General features: G+C 68.6%; 16 protein-coding genes. 3 read left to right on the top strand and 13 right to left on the bottom strand.

The window, feature by feature from the left end:
• Positions 1-21: 21 nt before the first annotated feature.
• Genes N1F91_RS11775 through N1F91_RS11765 form a run of 3 tightly spaced genes read right to left on the bottom strand, consistent with a single transcriptional unit; the run spans position 22 to position 3,255 of the window.
• On the bottom strand, positions 22-1,302 hold the full coding sequence (locus N1F91_RS11775) for an ABC transporter substrate-binding protein (RefSeq protein ID WP_289992347.1): 1,281 nt from the start codon (positions 1,300-1,302) through the stop codon (positions 22-24).
• Between the two features lie 19 nt (positions 1,303-1,321).
• The gene (locus N1F91_RS11770) at positions 1,322-2,383 is read right to left on the bottom strand and encodes a maleylacetate reductase (protein ID WP_289992346.1); all 1,062 of its coding nucleotides are present in this window, start codon (positions 2,381-2,383) and stop codon (positions 1,322-1,324) included.
• Positions 2,380-3,255 carry a dioxygenase gene (locus tag N1F91_RS11765; protein WP_289992345.1) on the bottom strand — a complete coding sequence of 292 codons (876 nt, stop codon included), beginning with the start codon at positions 3,253-3,255 and terminating at the stop codon, positions 2,380-2,382. The genes N1F91_RS11770 and N1F91_RS11765 overlap by 4 nt, the downstream gene beginning before the upstream one ends.
• A gap of 84 nt (positions 3,256-3,339) precedes the next feature.
• Here N1F91_RS11765 and N1F91_RS11760 point away from each other — a divergent pair, with 84 nt between their 5' ends.
• Positions 3,340-4,290 (top strand): LysR family transcriptional regulator, encoded by a 951-nt coding sequence (locus N1F91_RS11760; protein ID WP_289992344.1) that lies wholly within the window; start codon positions 3,340-3,342, stop codon positions 4,288-4,290.
• Positions 4,291-4,301: 11 nt separating this feature from the next.
• Here the strand turns inward: N1F91_RS11760 and N1F91_RS11755 are convergent, their stop codons facing one another.
• The gene (locus N1F91_RS11755) at positions 4,302-4,739 is read right to left on the bottom strand and encodes a YqaA family protein (RefSeq protein ID WP_289992343.1); all 438 of its coding nucleotides are present in this window, start codon (positions 4,737-4,739) and stop codon (positions 4,302-4,304) included.
• Positions 4,740-5,077: 338 nt separating this feature from the next.
• Between N1F91_RS11755 and N1F91_RS11750 the strand changes: the two genes are divergently transcribed.
• Positions 5,078-5,362, top strand: a complete 285-nt coding sequence (locus N1F91_RS11750) for a nitrate reductase (RefSeq protein WP_289992342.1) — start codon at positions 5,078-5,080, stop codon at positions 5,360-5,362.
• A 230-nt stretch (positions 5,363-5,592) separates the two neighbouring features.
• Here the strand turns inward: N1F91_RS11750 and N1F91_RS11745 are convergent, their stop codons facing one another.
• The 8 genes from N1F91_RS11745 to N1F91_RS11710 form a co-directional block, all read right to left on the bottom strand.
• Positions 5,593-8,328, bottom strand: a complete 2,736-nt coding sequence (locus N1F91_RS11745; protein WP_289992341.1) for a cation-transporting P-type ATPase — start codon at positions 8,326-8,328, stop codon at positions 5,593-5,595.
• A 222-nt stretch (positions 8,329-8,550) separates the two neighbouring features.
• The gene (locus N1F91_RS11740; RefSeq protein ID WP_289992339.1) at positions 8,551-8,781 is read right to left on the bottom strand and encodes a formate dehydrogenase subunit delta; all 231 of its coding nucleotides are present in this window, start codon (positions 8,779-8,781) and stop codon (positions 8,551-8,553) included.
• Complete coding sequence (gene fdhD / locus N1F91_RS11735; RefSeq protein WP_289992338.1) at positions 8,771-9,601, bottom strand: formate dehydrogenase accessory sulfurtransferase FdhD; 831 nt, start codon at positions 9,599-9,601, stop codon at positions 8,771-8,773. The genes N1F91_RS11740 and fdhD overlap by 11 nt, the downstream gene beginning before the upstream one ends.
• Positions 9,598-12,477, bottom strand: a complete 2,880-nt coding sequence (fdhF, locus tag N1F91_RS11730) for a formate dehydrogenase subunit alpha (RefSeq protein ID WP_289992337.1) — start codon at positions 12,475-12,477, stop codon at positions 9,598-9,600. The genes fdhD and fdhF overlap by 4 nt, the downstream gene beginning before the upstream one ends.
• Positions 12,478-12,688: 211 nt before the next feature.
• Positions 12,689-12,901, bottom strand: coding sequence for a DUF4287 domain-containing protein (locus N1F91_RS11725; protein ID WP_289992336.1), 213 nt, complete (start codon positions 12,899-12,901; stop codon positions 12,689-12,691).
• Positions 12,898-14,454: an NADH-quinone oxidoreductase subunit NuoF gene (locus N1F91_RS11720; RefSeq protein ID WP_289992335.1), complete on the bottom strand. Its 1,557-nt coding sequence runs from the start codon at positions 14,452-14,454 to the stop codon at positions 12,898-12,900. Before N1F91_RS11720 ends, N1F91_RS11725 begins: the two co-directional genes overlap by 4 nt.
• A complete protein-coding gene (locus tag N1F91_RS11715; RefSeq protein WP_289992334.1) occupies positions 14,451-14,924 on the bottom strand; it encodes a formate dehydrogenase subunit gamma in 474 nt (157 codons plus the stop codon). The genes N1F91_RS11720 and N1F91_RS11715 overlap by 4 nt, the downstream gene beginning before the upstream one ends.
• Before the next feature lie 99 nt (positions 14,925-15,023).
• The gene (locus tag N1F91_RS11710) at positions 15,024-15,917 is read right to left on the bottom strand and encodes a LysR family transcriptional regulator (RefSeq protein WP_289992333.1); all 894 of its coding nucleotides are present in this window, start codon (positions 15,915-15,917) and stop codon (positions 15,024-15,026) included.
• Positions 15,918-16,049: 132 nt separating this feature from the next.
• Between N1F91_RS11710 and N1F91_RS11705 the strand changes: the two genes are divergently transcribed.
• Entirely contained in the window at positions 16,050-16,892 is an 843-nt protein-coding gene (locus tag N1F91_RS11705) for a GNAT family N-acetyltransferase (protein ID WP_289992332.1), read from the top strand.
• A 30-nt stretch (positions 16,893-16,922) separates the two neighbouring features.
• Here the strand turns inward: N1F91_RS11705 and N1F91_RS11700 are convergent, their stop codons facing one another.
• Entirely contained in the window at positions 16,923-18,164 is a 1,242-nt protein-coding gene (locus tag N1F91_RS11700) for an AGE family epimerase/isomerase (RefSeq protein WP_289992331.1), read from the bottom strand.
• Positions 18,165-18,343: the final 179 nt, after the last annotated feature.

The raw sequence follows: 18,343 nt of genomic DNA, 5'->3' as shown, positions 1-18,343 counted from the left end.
CCGCCCCCGGATCGGCACCGATCAGGCGATCGGTTCCATCTTGCCGCCGACGGGGATCATCGGCGCGGTCTTGTTGTCGGTGATGACGAGGTCGTAGCCGCCGCCGTCCTTGAGCCGCCACTGGCCGCCGACCAGCGGCGTCTTGGCGACGTTCTTCTGGGCAAACGGCGGCAGCGGGCCGTCGCCCCACGACAGCGGCCCGACGATGGTGTCGAGCTTCGTCGCCGCGACCGCCTCGACCATGGCGGCGGAGTCGGTCGGGTCGGACGCCCGCTTGATCGCGTCGGCCGCCACCTCGAAGAGCGCGTGCACGAAGCCGATCGGCTGCGTCCAGGGCCGCCCCGTCGCCTGGGTGAAGCCGCGGGCAAGGTCGGCCGCGCTCTGGCCGGTCAGCGACGACTTGAACGGATGGCTGGGGGTCCACCACACCTCGGAGGAAAGATTGTGGCCGGCATTGCCCAGCGCCTCGACCGCCTGCGGGAACAGGATCGCCTTGCCGATCGAGGCCACCTTGGGAGCGAAGCCCTGCTGCTTGGCCTGGTTCCAGAAGGTCGTGAAGTCCGGCGGGATCATGACGCCTGTGATGATCTCGGCGTTGGCCTGCTTGAAGGCGTTGATCTGCGCCGAGAAATCGTCGGTCAGGTTCTGGTAGCGGCCCGGATCGGTGAGGGTGTAGCCCTGCTGTGCGAGCACTGGCGGGAAGCCGACGTTCGGGTCGCCCCAGGCATTGCCGTCGCCGTCGTTGGGAAAGAGGCCGCCGACCTGCTTGTTGGTCTCGACCTGCGCCCACATGTTGGTGAAGACGGCGATCACGTCTTCCAGGCCCCAGAAGAAGTGGAACGAGCTGTTGAACGGCTTCCAGGTCGACGGGTCGCCCGGATTGGCCTGCTGGCCGATGAACCAGGGCTGCCAGGGCGCCACGGTGGAGATGCAGGGGATTTCCTCGCCTTCGCAGGTCGTCGTCACCGGGTTCGTCGTCTCTGGTGTCGAGGCGACCAGCATCAGGCTGATCTCGTCCTGCACGATCAGCTCGTTGGCCACCTCGGCGGCGCGGTTGGGGTTGGACTGGCTGTCCTTGACGATCACCTCGACGTTCATGCCCGCGGCCTTGGCCGCCGCCTTGAAGCCCTCGATTATGAAATTGTCCGCCTCGGCGAAGGCGGCGAGCGGCCCGGTCTGCGGGCTGACATAGCCGATCTTCACGGCCGATCCCTGCGCCAGCGCCGGCATGGCGAGGCCCGACAGGCCGGCGAGCGCGCCGGTGGCGGCGGTGTTCTTCAGAAGCGTGCGTCTGTTGATCATGTCTTCCTCCCTGTGTGTTTCACGCCGCCGGACGCCGACCTTCCCAGGCGTCCTGCAGCAGGCTGCGTATGCCCCCGCGCTCGATCGGGCGCGGGTTCCAGTAGGCGTTGGCGGTGGCGAGATCGGCCGCGCGGTCGAGATCGGCCTGCGTCAGGCCGAGGTCGCGCAGCGCAAGCGCTGCGCCGATCGATGCTGCGAAATCCCACAGTCCCGCGCCGGGCAGGCCGCCGAAGATCTCGCCTACGGGAGCCAGCAGGTCCGGCACGGCGGCGACGTTGTAGGCGATGGTGTGCGGCAGCATGATCGCATGCGTCTCGGCATGCGGCGTGTCGAAGCTGCCGCCCAGCACGTGGCAGATCTTGTGGTGCAGGGCCATGCCGACATTGCCGAGCACGGTGCCGCAAAGCCATGCGCCGTAGAGCGCGTCGGCACGCGCCTCGGCGTCTCGCGGGCTGGCGACGATGGCCGGCAGCGCCGACTTCAGCGCCCGCAGCGCTTCGGTCGCCATCAGGCTCGCGACCGGGTTGCGATCCTGCGCGTACAAGCCTTCGGCGGCATGCGCCATGGCGTTCAGCCCGCTGGTCACGCTCATGCCGACCGGCAGGCCAAGCGTCAGGTCCGGATCGTAGAGCACGACCTCCGGCAGCACCTTCGCATCGCGCAGCGTGGTCTTCTTCCCGCCTTCGGTCTGGCCGAGGATGTCGGTGACCTCCGAGCCGGCATAGGTGGTCGGAATGACGATCTGCGGCAGGTCCGTGCGCAGCGCCAGCGCCTTGCCGAGCCCTGTGGTGGAACCGCCGCCGAGCGCCACGAAACAATCAGCACCCGCCGCGCGCGCCGCCGCCAGCGCCCTGTCCGTCACCTCGACCGGCGTGTGCATCGCGGCACCGGCGAAGATCCCGGCGGCCAGCGGTCCCAGCCGTCCCGCGAGCGCCTCGGCCTCGCCCGCCTGCTGCGGCGTCGAGAGCACCAGGGCGCGGGAACAGCCGAGCCTGTCGATCCAGGTGGACGCCTCCGCGCTCCGTCCGGGACCGAAAACGACCGTCGACGGACGAGCGGTGTAGACGAAGGCGCGGGTCATGCCGGTCTCCTCGCCGGGCGCGCCCGCGCCATCACGAAATCGAAGTCGAGAGCCCAGGCCGGCCGGCCGGCGGCTTCGCCGGCACGCCGGAAATCGCCCACCAGCCCCGGCTTCACGCCGAGGATCGCGTCCTCGTGCAGATATGGGTCGCAACCGTCGTAGACATGGGTGGTGAGCGTGTCGAAGCCGGCCGCCGAGACGATGACATGCAGGTGCGCCGGCCGCCGCAGCGGATAGCCGATGCGTCCGAGCAGTTGCCCCGCCGGCCCGTCGTCGGGCACCTTGTATCCGGACGGCTTCACCGTGCGCCAGGCGAAGCGGCCATCGGCTCCGGTCTGGAACACGCCGCGCAGGTTGAACTCCGGCTGCAGGTCCGGTTGCTGGTTCTCGTAGAACCCTTCGGCGTTGGCCTGCCAGGTCTCGACCGTCGCGCCGGCGATCGGCTTGCCGTCGAGATCGCGCACATGGCCGGACACGGACAGCGGCTCGCCCTTGCCGTCGAGGCAGATGTCGGCGCCCAGCGGCAGGCGCGGCGCGTCGGCGCGGTAGAAGGGGCCGCGCAGCGTGTTGGGCGTGGCACCCTTCGGCCGCTGCGAGTTGATGTCCTCCACCAAGGCGGTGACGCCAAGCAGGTCGGACAAGAGCACCCATTCCTGGCGCCGCTCGTCGGCCGCATGGCCGACCTCGGTCAGGAAATCGACCGCCGAGCGCCATTGCGCAGCCGTCGGCCGAACCTCGCGAACCAGCTGGTGGAGATGCGTCACGACGGCAGCCAGCCCGCGAACGAGATCGTCCTGCCCGGCGCGCGACAGCCGCTCACCGACGATCTCGGACGAGTTCCCTTCGCTGAAGGCGATGCTCACCGCGCTCATGTGTCTCCCCATGTTCGATGACAAGGTAACAGGCAGGGACCGTCAGGTTGATGATTTCTTCCGCCATCAATATAACGATCCGTTATGAAGCTCGACGAACGCCATCTGGTGCAACTCGCCGCCGTCGTCCAGAGCGGCGGCGTGACCGAGGGCGCCGCCTCGCTCGGCATGGCGCAGCCCGCGGTCTCGCGCACGCTGGCGATGCTGGAGAAGCGTCTCGGCGAGCCGCTCTTCGTCAGGGGACGCCGCCCGCTGCAGCCCACCCCGCTCGGCCGTGCGCTGGCCGAGCACGGGCAGGCCATGCTGCTCGCCTCTCGCAAGGCATCCGACCTCGTCACGAGCTTCCACCACGGCAGGAGCGGGCTGGTGCGCATCGGCGGCACGCCCTTCTTCATGGACGCGCTGATTTCGGGGACGATCGCGGAGTTCCAGAACCAGTTTCCCGACGTGCGCATCGACCAGAGCTACGGCTATCTCCCCGAACTCCAGGCCGGCCTGCTGGCGGGCCGGCTCGACCTTGCGGTCTGCCCGGTCGACATTCTCGACGAGGGGTCCGGGCTCCGCTTCCAGGAGATCCTGCCCGGCCGCAACGTAGTCGCCTGCCGCTCGACCCATCCGCTGCTGCTGAAGCGCAAGCTCAAGGCGCCGGACCTGCTCGATTATCCGTGGATCGCTCCGCCACCCGGCAGCCCGCTGCTCGCCGACCTGCGCAGCCTGCTCCTGTCGTTGGGCGCGACCGAGATCAAGGTGCGCTACTCGGGCGGCTCGCTCACCAGCGCCATGACCTACCTGAAGGGCACCGACGCGCTGACCGTGCTGCCGCACGGCGTGGTCTTCGCGTTTCGCAAGGAGAAGGCGATCACCGCCCTGCCGATCGGCCTGCCGCATCCCGAACGCGCGCTTGGCCTGCTCAGGCTCGCCGACGCGCCGCGCGCGCCAGCGGTGGAGGCCTTCGCCGGCCATGTCGGCCGGAGCTTCGACACGCTGCGCCATCTCATCAAGCGGCACGAGCAGGCCGTGGTCTGGGGCGCCTGAGGCGTTCCGGTTCAGACGAACCCGAGTGTCGCGGCGGCGAGCACCAGATAACGCCCGGTCTTGGCGACTGCGACCAGCACGAGAAAGCTCCAGAACGGCTCGCGCAGCACCCCCGCCGCCACCGTCAGCGCGTCGCCGACGATCGGAGCCCAGCTCAAGAGCAGGCTCCACCGCCCCCAGCGATGGTACCAGCCGGTCGCCCGGTCGAGCTGGGCGCGGCTTACCGGAAACCAGCGCCGGTCGCTGAAGCGCTCGACACCGCGTCCGAGCGCCCAGTTGACGACCGCTCCCAGCGTGTTGCCAAGGCTCGCCGCAGCAATCAGCAGCAGCACCGGCTGCGCGTCGGCGATAATCAGCCCGACGAGTGCTGCCTCGGACTGCGCCGGCAGGATGGTCGCCGCGACGAAGGCGACGGCGAAGAGGCCGGCATAGACGGCGAGATCACCCATCTCCGCCCTGCCCCGCCCGGCCCGCGTCCCGACGTCCATCCGCACCAAGCATCAGTTCCGCCTCATTCGTCATCCCGCGCGCGCGAATGCGTGCCGCGCGCGCGAATGCGTGCATCCCCGTCTTGATAGCGTCGGCTCCGACAAGGAAGGCTTAAGGCGCGCAGACAGCCGGGCGGGCCAGGTTCGACGTCCAGGGGAACCGGGAACCAGCACCGGCCCGTCGCCGCGCAACGCTTGACCGCCGCCGGCGGCGTGATAGAAACACCATATCGTTATAACATTACATGTCGCCGACCCGACCGGCACCGTCTTTTTCTCCACCCGGAGACTGCCTTCAGATGAGCCGCTTCTTCTTCAATCCGCTGGCGCCGAGGCCACGCCTGGACACCGCCCCGATCAAACGCTGGGCGCGCGCGGCGCTGGCGCTGTCGGATGACGTTCCGGTCTCGGTCTCGCAGGTGGCCTGCCGGGAGGCCGGATGTCCCGACATCGAGACGGTGATCGGCGTGATGAAACCCGGCTTCAACTTCACCAGCTTTCGCATCCCGATGCCGGTTGCCGAGGTCACCGAGGCCGATGTGCGCCGTGCGATAACGCCTCCGCCCGCCCCGGCTTCCGCCTAGCCTTCCTCGCCGAATGTGCCCGACCAGCGGAACGCGGCCAGGGCGGCGACGGCGATCAGGCCGAGTCCGACGACGTCTTCTCCGATCGAAAGGACCACGACGGCAGGCAGCATGGCGAAGGCTCCTCGATGTTGACCAGTCTCTCGCCGAAGTGCCGCGAAGCCTTCAGGTTCCATCGCGACCGCATCTTTTCGCCGCCACCGCTCCGCGGCCCCGTCGGCCGATCACGCTCACCGTCGCCATGCCTGAGCGACGCGCTTTTCGATCTCCACGATGACGAGCAGCAAAACGCCTGCCCCCACCACCACAAGACCATCGGCAAGCCCAACGGCCTCGGAGCCGAATATGGCCTGCAGCGGCGGCGCGTAGGTGAAGGCTGCCTGCGCCGCCACCACGACCGCCACGCCCGTCAGCACCGCCGGCGTCCCGAGCACGCCCCGCCAGGTCAGCGACGACCCGTGCACGTAGCGGACGCTGAACAGGTAGAAGATCTCCATCACCACGATGGCGTTGACGGCCATGGTCCGCGCCATGCCGACCGAGTGCCCCTCGGCGAGCGCGAACATGAAGATCCCCATCGTTCCGGCGACCATCAGTGCCGAGACGAAGAGGATGCGCCACAGCAGCCTGCCGGACAACAGCGCCTCGCGCGAACGCCGCGGCGGCCGCGACATGGCGCCTTCCTCCGTCGGCTCGAAGGCGAGCGTCAGCCCCAGCGCCACCGCCGTCACCATGTTGATCCACAGGATCTGGATGGCGGTGACCGGCAGGGTGAGGCCGAAGCCGATGGCGAGGATGATGGTGAAGGCCTCGCCGCCATTCGTCGGCAGCGTCCAGGCGATCACCTTGGTGAGATTGTCGTAGACCGTGCGCCCCTCGCGCACGGCGGCAACGATCGAGGCGAAATTGTCGTCGGCCAGCACCATCTCGCTCGCCTCCTTGGCGGCCTCGGTGCCCTTGCGGCCCATCGCGACGCCAACGTCCGCTCGTTTCAGCGCCGGGGCGTCGTTGACGCCGTCGCCGGTCATGGCGATGACGTCGCCATTCGACTGCAGCGACTCGACGAGCCGCAGCTTGTGCTCGGGGCTGGTGCGCGCGAACACCGAACCCTCGCGCGCCAGTCTGCTGAACTGCGGACCGTCGGACGCGTCGAGATCCTGCCCGGTATATGCCTTCGGATCGTCGGCGAGCCCGAGTTCGCGCGCGATGGCACGGGCGGTCGCGGCATGGTCGCCGGTGATCATCTTGACCTGGATCCCGGCCCTCCGGCACTCGGCGATCGCCGCCACCGCTTCCGGGCGGGGAGGGTCGATCAGCCCGACGAGCCCCAGGAATGCGAGACCGGTCTCGACGTCGGCAGGCTCGATGTCGGTCGTGCCGGCGGGCATGGTCCGCCGCGCGATCGCGATGATGCGGCGTCCGTCCCCGGCAAGCCGATGCACGGCTTCATTCCACGTCGCCCGGTCCAGCGGCGCCTCGCCCCCGCGCGTGACGATCTGGCCGCACATGTGGATGATGCGTTCCGGCGCACCCTTGACGTAGACCACAGCGTCGCCGTCGGCCGACTGGTGCAGGGTCGCCATGTAGCGGTGACGCGAATCGAAGGGGATCTCGTCACGGCGCGGGAAAGCCGCCCCGGCTTCGACGGGATCGAGGCCGGCCTTGAGCGCCAGCGAGATCAGTGCCCCCTCCATCGGATCGCCCGCGACGGACCAGCGGCCGTCCGCCTCGCGCAGTCCGGCGTCGTTGCACAGGAACGCCGCGCGGATCAGTTCCGCGAGGACCGCGTCCGCCAGCGGATCGACCGCCCTGCCCTCGACATCCTCGAACGCGCCCTTCGGTTCGTAGCCGGCGCCGCTCACGGCGACGGTGCCGTCCGCCACGACAAGCGCGCCCGCCATCATCTCGTTGCGTGTGAGCGTCCCCGTCTTGTCCGAACAGATCACCGACACCGCGCCCAGCGTTTCCACCGCGGGCAGCCGCCGTATGATCGCGTTGCGGCCCGCCATGCGCTGCACGCCCACGGCGAGCGCGATTGTCATCACGGCCGGCAGCCCCTCGGGGATGGCCGCCACGGCGAGGCCGACGACGGTCATGAAAGCCTCGTCGATCGCATAGCCCTGGACGTAGAGAGCATAGGCGAACACCAGCACCGACGCGGCGAGCACCGCCATCGTCACCTGTCGCGCGAACTGGTTCATCTGCCGCACCAGCGGCGTCGCCAGTTGCTCGACCGCCCCGATCATCGAAGAGATGCGGCCGAGTTCGCTCGCCGCACCGGTCGCAACCGCGATGCCGGTGCCTTGTCCCGCCGCCACGAAGGTGCCGGAAAAGGCCATCGAAGTCCGGTCGCCGAGCGAAGCGTTCAGGGCGGCCGGCCGCGTGGCCTTTTCGGTGGGCACCGACTCGCCGGTCAGGATCGCCTCGTCGATCCGCAGGTTGCGCGCCTTGACCAGCCTGAGGTCGGCCGGAACGCGGTCTCCGGCCTCGAGCAGCACCAGGTCGCCGGGAACCACGTCGTCGGCCGCGATCGTCATCCTTCGGCCGCCGCGTAGCACGGAGGCATGCGGGTCGATCATGCCGCGCACGGCTTCCAGCGCTTCTTCGGCGCGCCCTTCCTGGATGAAGCCGATGATCGCGTTGGCCAGCACCACCGCGAGGATCACGGCCGCGTCGGTCACATGGCCGATCCCGGCCGCCATGATGCCCGCTGCCATAAGCACATAGATCAGGAGGTTGTGGAACTGGGCCAGAAACCGCATCAACGCGCTGCGACGAACGCCCTCCGGCAGCCGGTTCGGGCCGAAGGCGGCGATCCTTCGTGCGGCCTCGGCGTCGGTCAACCCGTCTTGCGGAACCTCCAGGGCCTCCTGGGCCGCATGCACGTCCTCGGCGTGCCACTCCCCGGCCGGCAGGCGCTCCAGAAGGGTGTCCCCGACATGCGACGGGGCATTCGACTGGATCATGTCGTCTCCGGTATTCGTTTCCTGTCACCGCACCAGCGGACATGAAGTCGCCCGCCGCCGCAACGACGTTGATGGAGCACAACCGGAGAGCGCGCTTTGATCCGCGTCAGTTTGCAGCGACCTGGACGTGTCGTGCGAAAGCGGTTCAGACACCGGCACGGAAGTGCCCGGTGTGCCCGGATTCCCGATGTCGCGAAGGCCCGCCCGGACCGCGAACGCCGGTCAGACCGCTGCCGCCGTTTTCGGCCGCCTGATTCGAGCAGCCGCCTCCACAACCAGCGGCTTCAGCCCTTCGCCACCCGCATCCACGATCGCGAAAAACTGTGCCCGCATGCGGGGTTCCCAGAAATTGTTGATGTGCTCCGCGATGCCAGCGACCGCTTCCTCGTGCTTGCGCGTCTGGAAGAAGGTGGCGATCTGGTTGGCCATGTAGACGAGCTTGTCAGGCGACATCGGCGATCCCTCCGGCAATGCGGTCGGCATGGGTGAAGACTTCGAATTCGGGCCCGCGCACCACCGCCACCAGGGTGATGCCGGCTTTCTCGGCCGTGCGTACCGCCAGAGCGGTCGGCGCCGAAACGGCGAAAAGGAACGAACAGCCGATCGCTGCGGTCTTCTGCACCATCTCGACCGAGATGCGGCTGGTCACCACCACCGCGCCACGCGCCGGGTTGGCGCCCGACCGCAACAGCGCGCCTGCAAGCTTGTCCAGCGCGTTGTGACGGCCGACGTCCTCGCGCACGGCGACCATGCCCTTGTCGAAATCATAGAAGCCGGCGGCGTGCACGGCGCGCGTGGCACGATTGAGCGGCTGCTCTCCTTCGAGCGCCGCCACTGCCGCCGACACGGTCGCCGCAACGATCCGGATGCCGGGATCGGCGACCGGCCGCGGCTCGCGCAGGGCCTGCTCGATGCTCTCGATGCCGCAGAGCCCGCAGCCCACAGGTCCCGCGAGATGCCGGCGACGCGCGGTGAGCGCCGCCCCCGCTTCGCCCGCCAGGCTGATCTGCAAATCGATCCCCGGTCCCGCCTCGACGACGTCCACGCTGTCGATCCCGCCGGCCGAGCCGATGATGCCTTCCGTCAGGCTGAAGCCATGGGCAAAGTCCACGAGGTCGTCCGGCGTCGCCATCATGACGGCATGGGTCGAGCCGCCATAGGAAAAGGCGACCGGCGTTTCCTCGGGAACCGCCCGGCGGTCTTCCACACGCGCGCCGTCGCGGCGCGCGACGCGATCAACAAGCCGCCGGGACGGAAACGCCGCCACGCTCATTCGGCCGGTTCGGGCACGGCCACCCGCCGCGACTGCCGAGCCTGCTCGGCATACTCCATCTGCCAGTCGGTCGGGCCGTTCGACGGCGAGACCTGCACGGCGGTCACCTTGTATTCGGGACAGTTGGTCGCCCAGTCCGAAAAGTCGGTGGTGATGACGTTGGCCTGCGTGGTGGGATGGTGGAAGGTCGTGTAGACGACGCCCGGCGACACGCGATCGGTGATCTTCGCCCGCAGACCGGTCTCGCCCGAGCGGCTGGCGAGCTTCACCCAGTCGCCCTCCTTGATGCCACGGTTTTCGGCGTCGTGCGGGTGGATCTCCAGCACGTCCTCGTCGTGCCAGACGACATTGGCGGTGCGTCGCGTCTGCGCGCCGACATTGTACTGGCTGAGGATGCGCCCGGTGGTGAGCAGCAGCGGGAAGCGCGGGCCGGTCTTTTCATCTGTCGCCACGTAGTCGGTGCGGATGAAGCGGCCCTTGCCGCGCACGAACCCGTCGACATGCATGATCGGCGAGCCGTCCGGCGTCCGGTCGTTGCAGGGCCACTGCACCGAGCCCTTTTCCTCCAGCAGCTCGTAGGTGACGTTGGCGAAGGACGGCGTGGTCATGGCGATCTCGGCCATGATCTCCGAGGGATGCGCGTAGCTCCAGTTGCCGCCCATGGCGTTGGCCAGCATCTGGGTGATCTCCCAGTCGGCATAGCCGTTCCTCGGCGCCATCACCTTGCGCACGCGGTTGATGCGTCGCTCGGCATTGGTGAAGGTCCCGTCCTTCTCCAGGAAGGTCGAGCCCGGCAGGAAGACGTGGGCGTAGTTGGCCGTTTCGTTCAGGAACAGGTCGTGGACGATGACGCATTCCATCGCGGCGAGGCCGGCCGACACGTGCTTGGTGTCGGGGTCGGACTGCAGGATGTCCTCGCCCTGGCAGTAGAGGCCCTTGAAGGTGCCGTCGACCGCCGCGTCCAGCATGTTGGGGATGCGCAGGCCCGGTTCCTCGGAAATCTCCACGCCCCAGAGATCCTCGAAGATCTGGCGCACGTCAGCGTTCTTGACGTGGCGATAGCCCGGCAGCTCGTGCGGGAACGAGCCCATGTCGCAGGAGCCCTGCACGTTGTTCTGGCCGCGCAGCGGGTTCACCCCGACGCCGCGCCGGCCGATGTTGCCGGTCAGCATGGCGAGGTTGGCGATGCCGATGACGGTGGTCGAGCCCTGGCTGTGCTCGGTGACGCCGAGGCCGTAATAGATCGCGCCGTTGCCGCCGGTGGCGTAGAGCCGGGCCGCCGCGCGCAGTTCCTCGGGGTCGACGCCCGTCAGGAGTTCGACCGCCTCGGGGCTGTGGATCGGGTCGGACACGAACTCGGCATAGTCCTGGAACTCGTCCCAGTCGCAGCGCTCGCGAATGAAGGCCTCGTCGAACAGGCCCTCGGTGACGATGACATGCGCCAGTGCGGTGACGACGGCGACGTTGGTGCCCGGCCTGAGCGGCAGATGGTGCGCCGCCTGGATGTGCGGCGAGCGGACGAGGTCGATGCGGCGCGGATCGATGACGATCAGCTCGGCGCCCTGGCGCAGCCGCTTCTTCAGCCGCGAGGCGAAGACCGGGTGCCCGTCGGTCGGGTTGGCGCCGATGACGATGACGACGTCGGTATCCTCGACGGAATCGAAATCCTGCGTGCCGGCCGAGGTGCCGAAGGTCTGGCCGAGGCCGTAGCCGGTCGGCGAGTGGCAGACGCGGGCGCAGGTGTCGGTGTTGTTGTTGCCGAACACGCCGCGCGCCAGCTTCTGGACGAGATAGGTCTCCTCGTTGGTGCAGCGCGACGAGGTGATGACGCCGATCGATTCCTTGCCGTACTTCTTCTGAATACCGCGCATGCGCCCGGCCGCGAAGGTCAGCGCTTCCTGCCAGGACACCTCGCGCCACGGCTCGTCGATCGTGTCGCGGATCATCGGGTTGAGGATGCGGTCGCGGTGCGAGGCGTAGCCATAGGCGAAGCGGCCCTTGACGCAGGAATGGCCGCGGTTGGCCTTGCCGTCCTTGTAGGGCACCATCCGCACCAGCTCGTCGCCGCGCATCTCGGCCTTGAACGAGCAGCCGACGCCGCAATAGGCGCAGGTCGTCACGACCGAGCGGTCCGGCTGGCCGATCTCGATGACCGACTTCTCGCGCAGCGTCGCCGTCGGGCAGGCCTGCACGCAGGCGCCGCAGGAGACGCATTCGGAACCGAGGAAGCTCTCATGCGCGCCGGGCGAGACGCGGCTGTCGAAGCCCCTGCCCTCGATCGTCAGAGCAAAGGTGCCCTGCACCTCCTCGCAGGCCCGCACGCAGCGCGAGCAGACGATGCACTTGGCCGGATCGTAGGTGAAGTAGGGGTTGGATTCGTCCTTCGGCATCCAGCGCGCGTTGAACGCATCGACGCCGTCGCGGGCCTTGAAGTGGTTGTCGACCTCGCTTCCGTAGCGCACGTCGCGCAGGCCGACCACGCCCGCCATGTCCTGCAGCTCGCAGTCGCCATTGGCCGCGCAGGTCAGGCAGTCGAGCGGATGGTCGGAGATGTAGAGTTCCATCACGCCCTTGCGGATCTGCTTCAGGCGGGAGGTCTGGGTGTGGACGACCATGCCCGGCGCCACCGGCGTCGTGCAGGAGGCGGGCGTCCCCGCCCTGCCCTCGATCTCGACGAGGCAGAGCCGGCAGGAGCCGAAGGCGTCGACCATGTCCGTCGCGCAGAGCTTCGGCACGCTGATCTCGGCCTCCATCGCCGCGCGCATGATCGACGTGCCCTCCGGCACCGATACCTCGAACCCGTCGACGGTCAGCGTCACCATCCGCTCCGACTTTGAAGCGGGCGTGCCGTAGTCGATTTCATGGACGAGCGACATCAGAAGGCTCCCTTGAAGTGATTTGAGGGGCCGCGTTCCTTCGCGCCCCCCTCTGTCCTGCCGGACATCTCCCCCACACGGGGGGAGATCGGCAGCTTCGAACTTGCCGCTCGTCTTGCAACGTCGGCGATTGGAACGACCAGACGCGACAGCCGATCTCCCCCCTCGTGGGGGAGATGTCCGGCAGGACAGAGGGGGGCGCCGTCAAGTGTCACCGTCCCGCCTCAGCCAGCGTATGCGCCACCAGCGCGTTCGCATGGCCGTGGCCGAGGCCGTGCTGGGCCTTCAGCCAGGCCACGATCTCCATGTGCTTCTTCCCGGCCTGACCGTCGATCAGCGTCTTCCAGTGCGCGATCGGCTGACCGTAGGTCTTCTCGATCGACGGGAAGTAGGAGGCCGGTCCCTTGACCTTGTCGGTGCTCACTCCGCCGCCTCCCGCACCGGACGCGGCGCGAAATCCGCGGCGAAATGCGTCATGGCGCTCATCACCGGATAGGGCGTGAAGCCGCCGAGCGCGCAGAGCGAGCCGAACTTCATCGTCTGGCAGAGGTCGGCCACGACGGCGCGGTTCTTCTCCGGCTCGATGCCCCTGGCGATGCGGTCGATGGTCTCGGTGCCGCGCACCGCGCCGATGCGGCAGGGCGTGCACTTGCCGCAGGATTCGACCGCGCAGAACTCGAAGGCGAAGCGCGCCTGCTCCAGCATGTCGGCCGTGTCGTCGAAGACAACGACGCCGGCATGGCCGACGAGACCGTCCTTCGCTGCAAACGACTCGTAGTCGAACGGCGTGGAAAACAGCGACGGCGGGAAATAGGCGCCGAGCGGCCCGCCGACCTGTACGGCCTTCACCGGCCGGCCCGTCAGCGTCCCGCCGCCGATCTCCTCGACGATCTCGCCCAGCGTCAGGCCGAAGGCCGTCTCGAACAGGCCACCATGGCGCACGTTGCCGGCGATCTGGATCGGGATCGTGCCGCGCGAGCGGCCCATGCCGAAGTCGCGGTAGTGCGCTGCACCCTTCGCCATGATCACCGGCACCGAGGCGAGAGAGATCACGTTGTTGACCACCGTCGGGCGGCCGAGGAAGCCCTTCAGCGCCGGCAGAGGCGGCTTGGCGCGCACCACGGCGCGCTTGCCCTCCATGCTGTTCAGGAGCGACGTCTCCTCGCCGCAGACATAGGCGCCGGCACCGATCCTGATCTCCATGTCGAAGGCATGGCCCGAGCCCAGCACCGAGCGGCCGATCACGCCGGCGGCCCGCGCAGCGTCGATGGCCCGGTTCATCACGCGCGCCGCATCGGGATATTCGGAGCGAAGGTAGACGTAGCCTTTCGTCGCGCCGGTGGCGAGGCCGGCGATCGCCATGCCCTCGATGAGGACGAATGGATCGCCCTCCATGATCATCCGGTCGGCGAAGGTGCCGCTGTCGCCCTCGTCGGCATTGCAGACGATGTATTTCTGCGGGCCCTCGGCATCGAGCACCGTCTTCCACTTGATCCCGGTCGGGAAGCCCGCGCCGCCGCGTCCGCGCAGGCCGGACTCGGTGACTTCGCGCACGATCTCGGCGGCAGGCATCGCGACGGCCCGCTCCAGCCCTGAGAGCCCGCCATGGGCGCGGTAGCCGTCGAGGTCGACGGGATCGATGATGCCGCAGCGCTCGAAGGTCAGCCGCGACTGCCGCGCCAGGAACGGATGTCCCTCCGGCCGGCCGATGCACAGCGCGTGCGCGCCGCCCGCGGGCAGGCCCGCGTCGAACAGGCCCTCGACATCGGCGGGCTTCACCGGGCCGTAGCCGATGCGGCCTTCGGCGGTCTCGACTTCGACCAGCGGCTCCAGCCACATCATGCCGCGCGAGCCGTTGCGGCGCACCGTCACGTCGAGCCCACGCGCGACCGCCACCTCGGCGATACGCCGGGCGACGCGGTCGGCTCCGACCGCCTTGGCGCCGGAATCGGCAGGAACCCAGATCGTGACGCTCATGTCCGCACCTCGTGCACGATCTCTTCCGCCCGCTCGGCGTCGACGCGACCGATCACCTCGCCGTCCAGCATGACGGCGGGCGCGCAGGCGCACAGCCCCAGGCAGTAGACCGGCTCCAGCGTCACCGATCCGTCGGCTGCGGTCTCGTGCCAGTCGAGCCCGAGCAGGCGCTTGAAATGGTCGGCCATCTCGCGGCCGCCGACGGCCTGGCAGGCTTCCGCGCGGCAGATCTTCAGCACGTGGCGTCCGGCCGGTTCCTTGCGGAAGTCGTGATAGAAGGAGATGACGCCGTGCACCTCGGCACGCGACAGGTTCAGCGCGCGGCCGATCACCTCGGCGGCGTTCTCCGGCATGTGGCCGAAGCTCGCCTGCACCTCGTTGAGAATCGGCAGGAGCGGCGCCTCCCGCGCGATCCAGCCATTGACGATGTCGATCAGTCGCTCTTCCGTCCGGCCTGCATTGTTTCGCATGGAAACGCAGTCTCCTCCGTACTTGGCCTATGGCGGCAGCCATGCACAGGAAAGTGGCACGGATTCAATAGCGAGGTTCCGTCGAACGATAGGATTTTTCTATCGTTCGTGGGCCTGCGCCATGGCGGCGGCCTGGTGGAGCAGCGCCGAGACCAGCGGCGTCTGCGGGTCGCGATGCGTGGCCACCATGCCGACGAGATGGCGCGCGTCAGGCTCGACGATCGGGATCGCCCGGATGGGGTCCGTGAAGCCCAGCGTCTGGGCGAGGTTGACCGGCATGATGCTCGACCATTTTCCGGTCCGGATGTGGGAAAACAGCACGATCATCGAGTTCGATTCCAGCGTCGGCCGCGCCTCGACACCGGCTTCGCGCAGATGCTGGTTGATGATGCGCCGGTTCTGCATGTCCGGCGTCAGCAGGCAGAGCGGCAGTTCGGAGATCTCGCGCCAGGTAACGCTCGTCCGGTCGGCAAAGCGGTTTCCGGCCGCCGTGATCAGCTGGTAGCGCTCCGAATAGAGCGGCACGGCGGTGACGCGCCCCAGCGGCTCGTTGTCGAGATAGGTGATGCCGACGTCGATCTCCAGATTGTCGAGCAGCGTCAGCACCTCGATGGAGTTGCGCGACAGCACGGAGAAGGTGACCTCGGGGTGCTTCTCGCGAAACGGCGTCGTGATCTCCGGCACCATCGCCAGCGCCGTCGGAATGGCGGCGATGCGGATGTGCCCGGCGAGACCCTGCCGCACGGCGCGCATCTCCTCGCGCATGGTGCGGGTGTCGCCGACGATGCGGCGCGCCCATTCCAGCACGCGCTGACCTTCCGGCGTCAGGCCCTGATAGCGCGAGCCGCGCTTCACCAGCATCACGCCGAGTTGCTCCTCGAGCTGCCGGATGGCGGCCGAGAGCGTAGGCTGCGTGATGTTGCATTCCGCTGCGGCCTTGCCGAAATGCTGCGCCTGCGCCAGCGCGATGAACCATTCGAGCTTGTCGAGCAAATCCGGCACCTCCCCGGACCGAGTTAAAGCCCTTTCGTCCGGCATCGGCAATGGCCCGCCACGGCTCGACCGGATCGGGTGATCGACCTAAGGTGCACGGCCCCAGTCCCTCCGACCACGAGGATCGCGTCCATGCCTGCCAGTCCGCCCCTCGTCCGGCCGCTTACGGCCCGTGAAACCGGCACGCTGATCGACTGGGCCGCGACCGAAGGCTGGAACCCCGGCTTGGCGGATGCCGAAGTCTTCCAAGCCGCCGACCGCGAGGGCTTCCTGGGGGCCTTCGTCGACGGAGAGATGGCGGCCGGGATCGCCGCCACTGCCTATGATGCATCGTTCGGCTTCGTCGGGCTCTACATCTGCCGGCCCGACCTGCGCGGCCGCGGCATCGGCAAGGCGGTCTGGGACGCAGGCATGGCGCGTCTCGGAGGGCGGACGATCGGCCTCGACGGCGTTCGGGAGCAGCAGGCGAACTACCGTTCGGCGGGCTTCGTCGCCGACCACGAGACCGTGCGGTTCAGCGGCCGGCCGGCACCGGGCGAAGACGACCGCGCCGCCGTCCGGCCGCTCGCGCCCGAACGCGTCGAGCAGGCCGTGGCGCTGGATCGCCGGTGTTTCCCCGCCCGGCGCGACGACTTCCTCCGGACATGGCTCGCCCAGCCGCACATCGCGATGGCATCGACGGCGGGAGAGATGCTGACCGGCTTCGGCGTCGTCCGCCCCTGCCGGGAAGGCTGGAAGATCGGCCCGCTCTTTGCGGACGACGAGACGCTGGCGATGCAGATTCTGCGTGCGCTCGCCGGCGCCTGCGGCGGCGAAATCCACATCGACGTCCCGGCGAACCAGACCTCCTTCACCGCGCGCATCCTGGCGGCGGGTCTGACGCCCGGCTTCCGGACGGCGCGCATGTACCGGGGACCGGCGCCCCGCACCGACAGGAGCCGCGTTTTCGGCATCACCACGCTGGAGCTCGGCTGACCGGCTGGCCCGGCACCGCGCGGCGCCGCATCAGTCGAGCGGCGGCTGCGCCCGCAGTCCGTCGAAGGGCCTGGCGATCCCGGGCGCCAGCGGCAGCAGCGCCGCCTGCAGCGAATGGTAGAGGTCGGGCTTGCCGTCGAACTGCCGCGCCACCGGTGCACCATGCTCGTCGATCTCGGGAAACCAGCCGCCCCGCGCGTGATCGACGAAGTGTCCGTCGGCGAACCGCCACAGCCTGCGGTACCATGCCTCGTCCGTCGGCTGCGGCTCGCATTTCAGCAGCGCCGCCATTGCTCCGATCCCCTCCGTCACCGGCCACCAGTAGCGGTCGCGGACCGCCGGACGCCCATGCTGGTCGAGCGTGTAGACCAGCCCGCCATCCGCGCGCCAGGCATCCGCGAGCGCCTGCTCGATCAGCCGGCGCGCCCGCAGGGGCGCGTCTCCGGCAGGCCGTCCGGCAAGATCCCACCAGTGCAGGAGAAGCCGGCCGAGTTCGAGCGAATGGCCGGGCGTGGTGCCCGCCGGCCGGAACATCGGGTTGCCGGCATAGGCCCGGTCGATCGCCCAGTCTTCGGTGTAGTGCTCCGGCAGCCGCCACCCATGGTCAGGCGCGATCTGCGCGGTAAAGAAGTCGAGGATGCGACCCGCACGGTCGAGATGGAGCGAACGGCCCGTCGCCTCGAAGACCGCCAGCAACGCCTCGACGCCGTGCATGTTGGCGTTCATGCCGCGATAGGTCGAAAACGGCGTCCAGTCCGCCCCAAACTCGTCGCGAAGGAGACCGTGCGCCTCGTCCCAGAAGTGCCGGTCGAGGATGTCCGCGACGTCGTTGATCAGCCGGTCCGCGTGGGGATGCCCGACCTGGCGGGCGCTCGCTCCCGCCAGCAGCACGAAGACATGGCCATAGGCGAGCTTGGTTGCGTCGGCCGTGCCCTCCCCGGTCGCAGACCACGCATAGCCGCCCCGGACCGGATCGCGATGCCTGTCCCACAGGAACGCCATCCCGGCATCGATGACGTCGTCGCACCCGCTCGCACCGGCCGCCCTGGCCAGTGCAAACGAGTGGACGAGCCGTGTGGTGGTGTGGAGTTCCTGCGCCCCGCGCGGCAGGGCCGTGCCGTCGCGGTCGAGCACGTCGAACCCGCCGTCCAGGCGCAGGCTTTGCCGGAAGAAGTCGATCTGGCGCGACGCCTCCCGGGCAAGCCACTGCCGGTGCACCGGATCGCGGAGCCAATGTCCATCGTTTGCTCCGTCCGCCAGGCTGTCCGCCATTCTCATCCTCCCTCATGTCGCTCCCGCACGCGGGCGCGCCGCTACGAAAGCACGAAGCGCCGGTAGCTGCCAGCCTTCCGAAGCGTTGCAGAAGCACGGCGGAAAGCATCGCCGCCATTCAGTTTCGATAGGCTGGTCTTATCGTCGCAATCGGAACTTTCAACTTTCTGCTATCGCCG

Origin of the sequence: Aquibium sp. ELW1220 (assembly GCF_030398385.1) — a bacterium.
In the GTDB taxonomy this organism is placed as follows: Bacteria; Pseudomonadota; Alphaproteobacteria; order Rhizobiales; family Rhizobiaceae; genus Aquibium.
Note: the sequence above shows the minus strand (reverse complement) of the source record. Positions and strands in the feature narration are given on the sequence as shown.

Excerpts from the sequence above, each read along its gene's own strand:
- N1F91_RS11775 (WP_289992347.1), bottom strand. The coding sequence starts at position 1,302 with ATGATCAACAGACGCACGCTTCTGAAGAACACCGCCGCCACCGGCGCG.
- N1F91_RS11770 (WP_289992346.1), bottom strand. The coding sequence starts at position 2,383 with ATGACCCGCGCCTTCGTCTACACCGCTCGTCCGTCGACGGTCGTTTTC.
- N1F91_RS11765 (WP_289992345.1), bottom strand. The coding sequence starts at position 3,255 with ATGAGCGCGGTGAGCATCGCCTTCAGCGAAGGGAACTCGTCCGAGATC.
- N1F91_RS11760 (WP_289992344.1), top strand. The coding sequence starts at position 3,340 with ATGAAGCTCGACGAACGCCATCTGGTGCAACTCGCCGCCGTCGTCCAG.
- N1F91_RS11755 (WP_289992343.1), bottom strand. The coding sequence starts at position 4,739 with ATGGGTGATCTCGCCGTCTATGCCGGCCTCTTCGCCGTCGCCTTCGTC.
- N1F91_RS11750 (WP_289992342.1), top strand. The coding sequence starts at position 5,078 with ATGAGCCGCTTCTTCTTCAATCCGCTGGCGCCGAGGCCACGCCTGGAC.
- N1F91_RS11745 (WP_289992341.1), bottom strand. The coding sequence starts at position 8,328 with ATGATCCAGTCGAATGCCCCGTCGCATGTCGGGGACACCCTTCTGGAG.
- N1F91_RS11740 (WP_289992339.1), bottom strand. The coding sequence starts at position 8,781 with ATGTCGCCTGACAAGCTCGTCTACATGGCCAACCAGATCGCCACCTTC.
- fdhD (WP_289992338.1), bottom strand. The coding sequence starts at position 9,601 with ATGAGCGTGGCGGCGTTTCCGTCCCGGCGGCTTGTTGATCGCGTCGCG.
- fdhF (WP_289992337.1), bottom strand. The coding sequence starts at position 12,477 with ATGTCGCTCGTCCATGAAATCGACTACGGCACGCCCGCTTCAAAGTCG.
- N1F91_RS11720 (WP_289992335.1), bottom strand. The coding sequence starts at position 14,454 with ATGAGCGTCACGATCTGGGTTCCTGCCGATTCCGGCGCCAAGGCGGTC.
- N1F91_RS11715 (WP_289992334.1), bottom strand. The coding sequence starts at position 14,924 with ATGCGAAACAATGCAGGCCGGACGGAAGAGCGACTGATCGACATCGTC.
- N1F91_RS11705 (WP_289992332.1), top strand. The coding sequence starts at position 16,050 with ATGCCTGCCAGTCCGCCCCTCGTCCGGCCGCTTACGGCCCGTGAAACC.
- N1F91_RS11700 (WP_289992331.1), bottom strand. The coding sequence starts at position 18,164 with ATGGCGGACAGCCTGGCGGACGGAGCAAACGATGGACATTGGCTCCGC.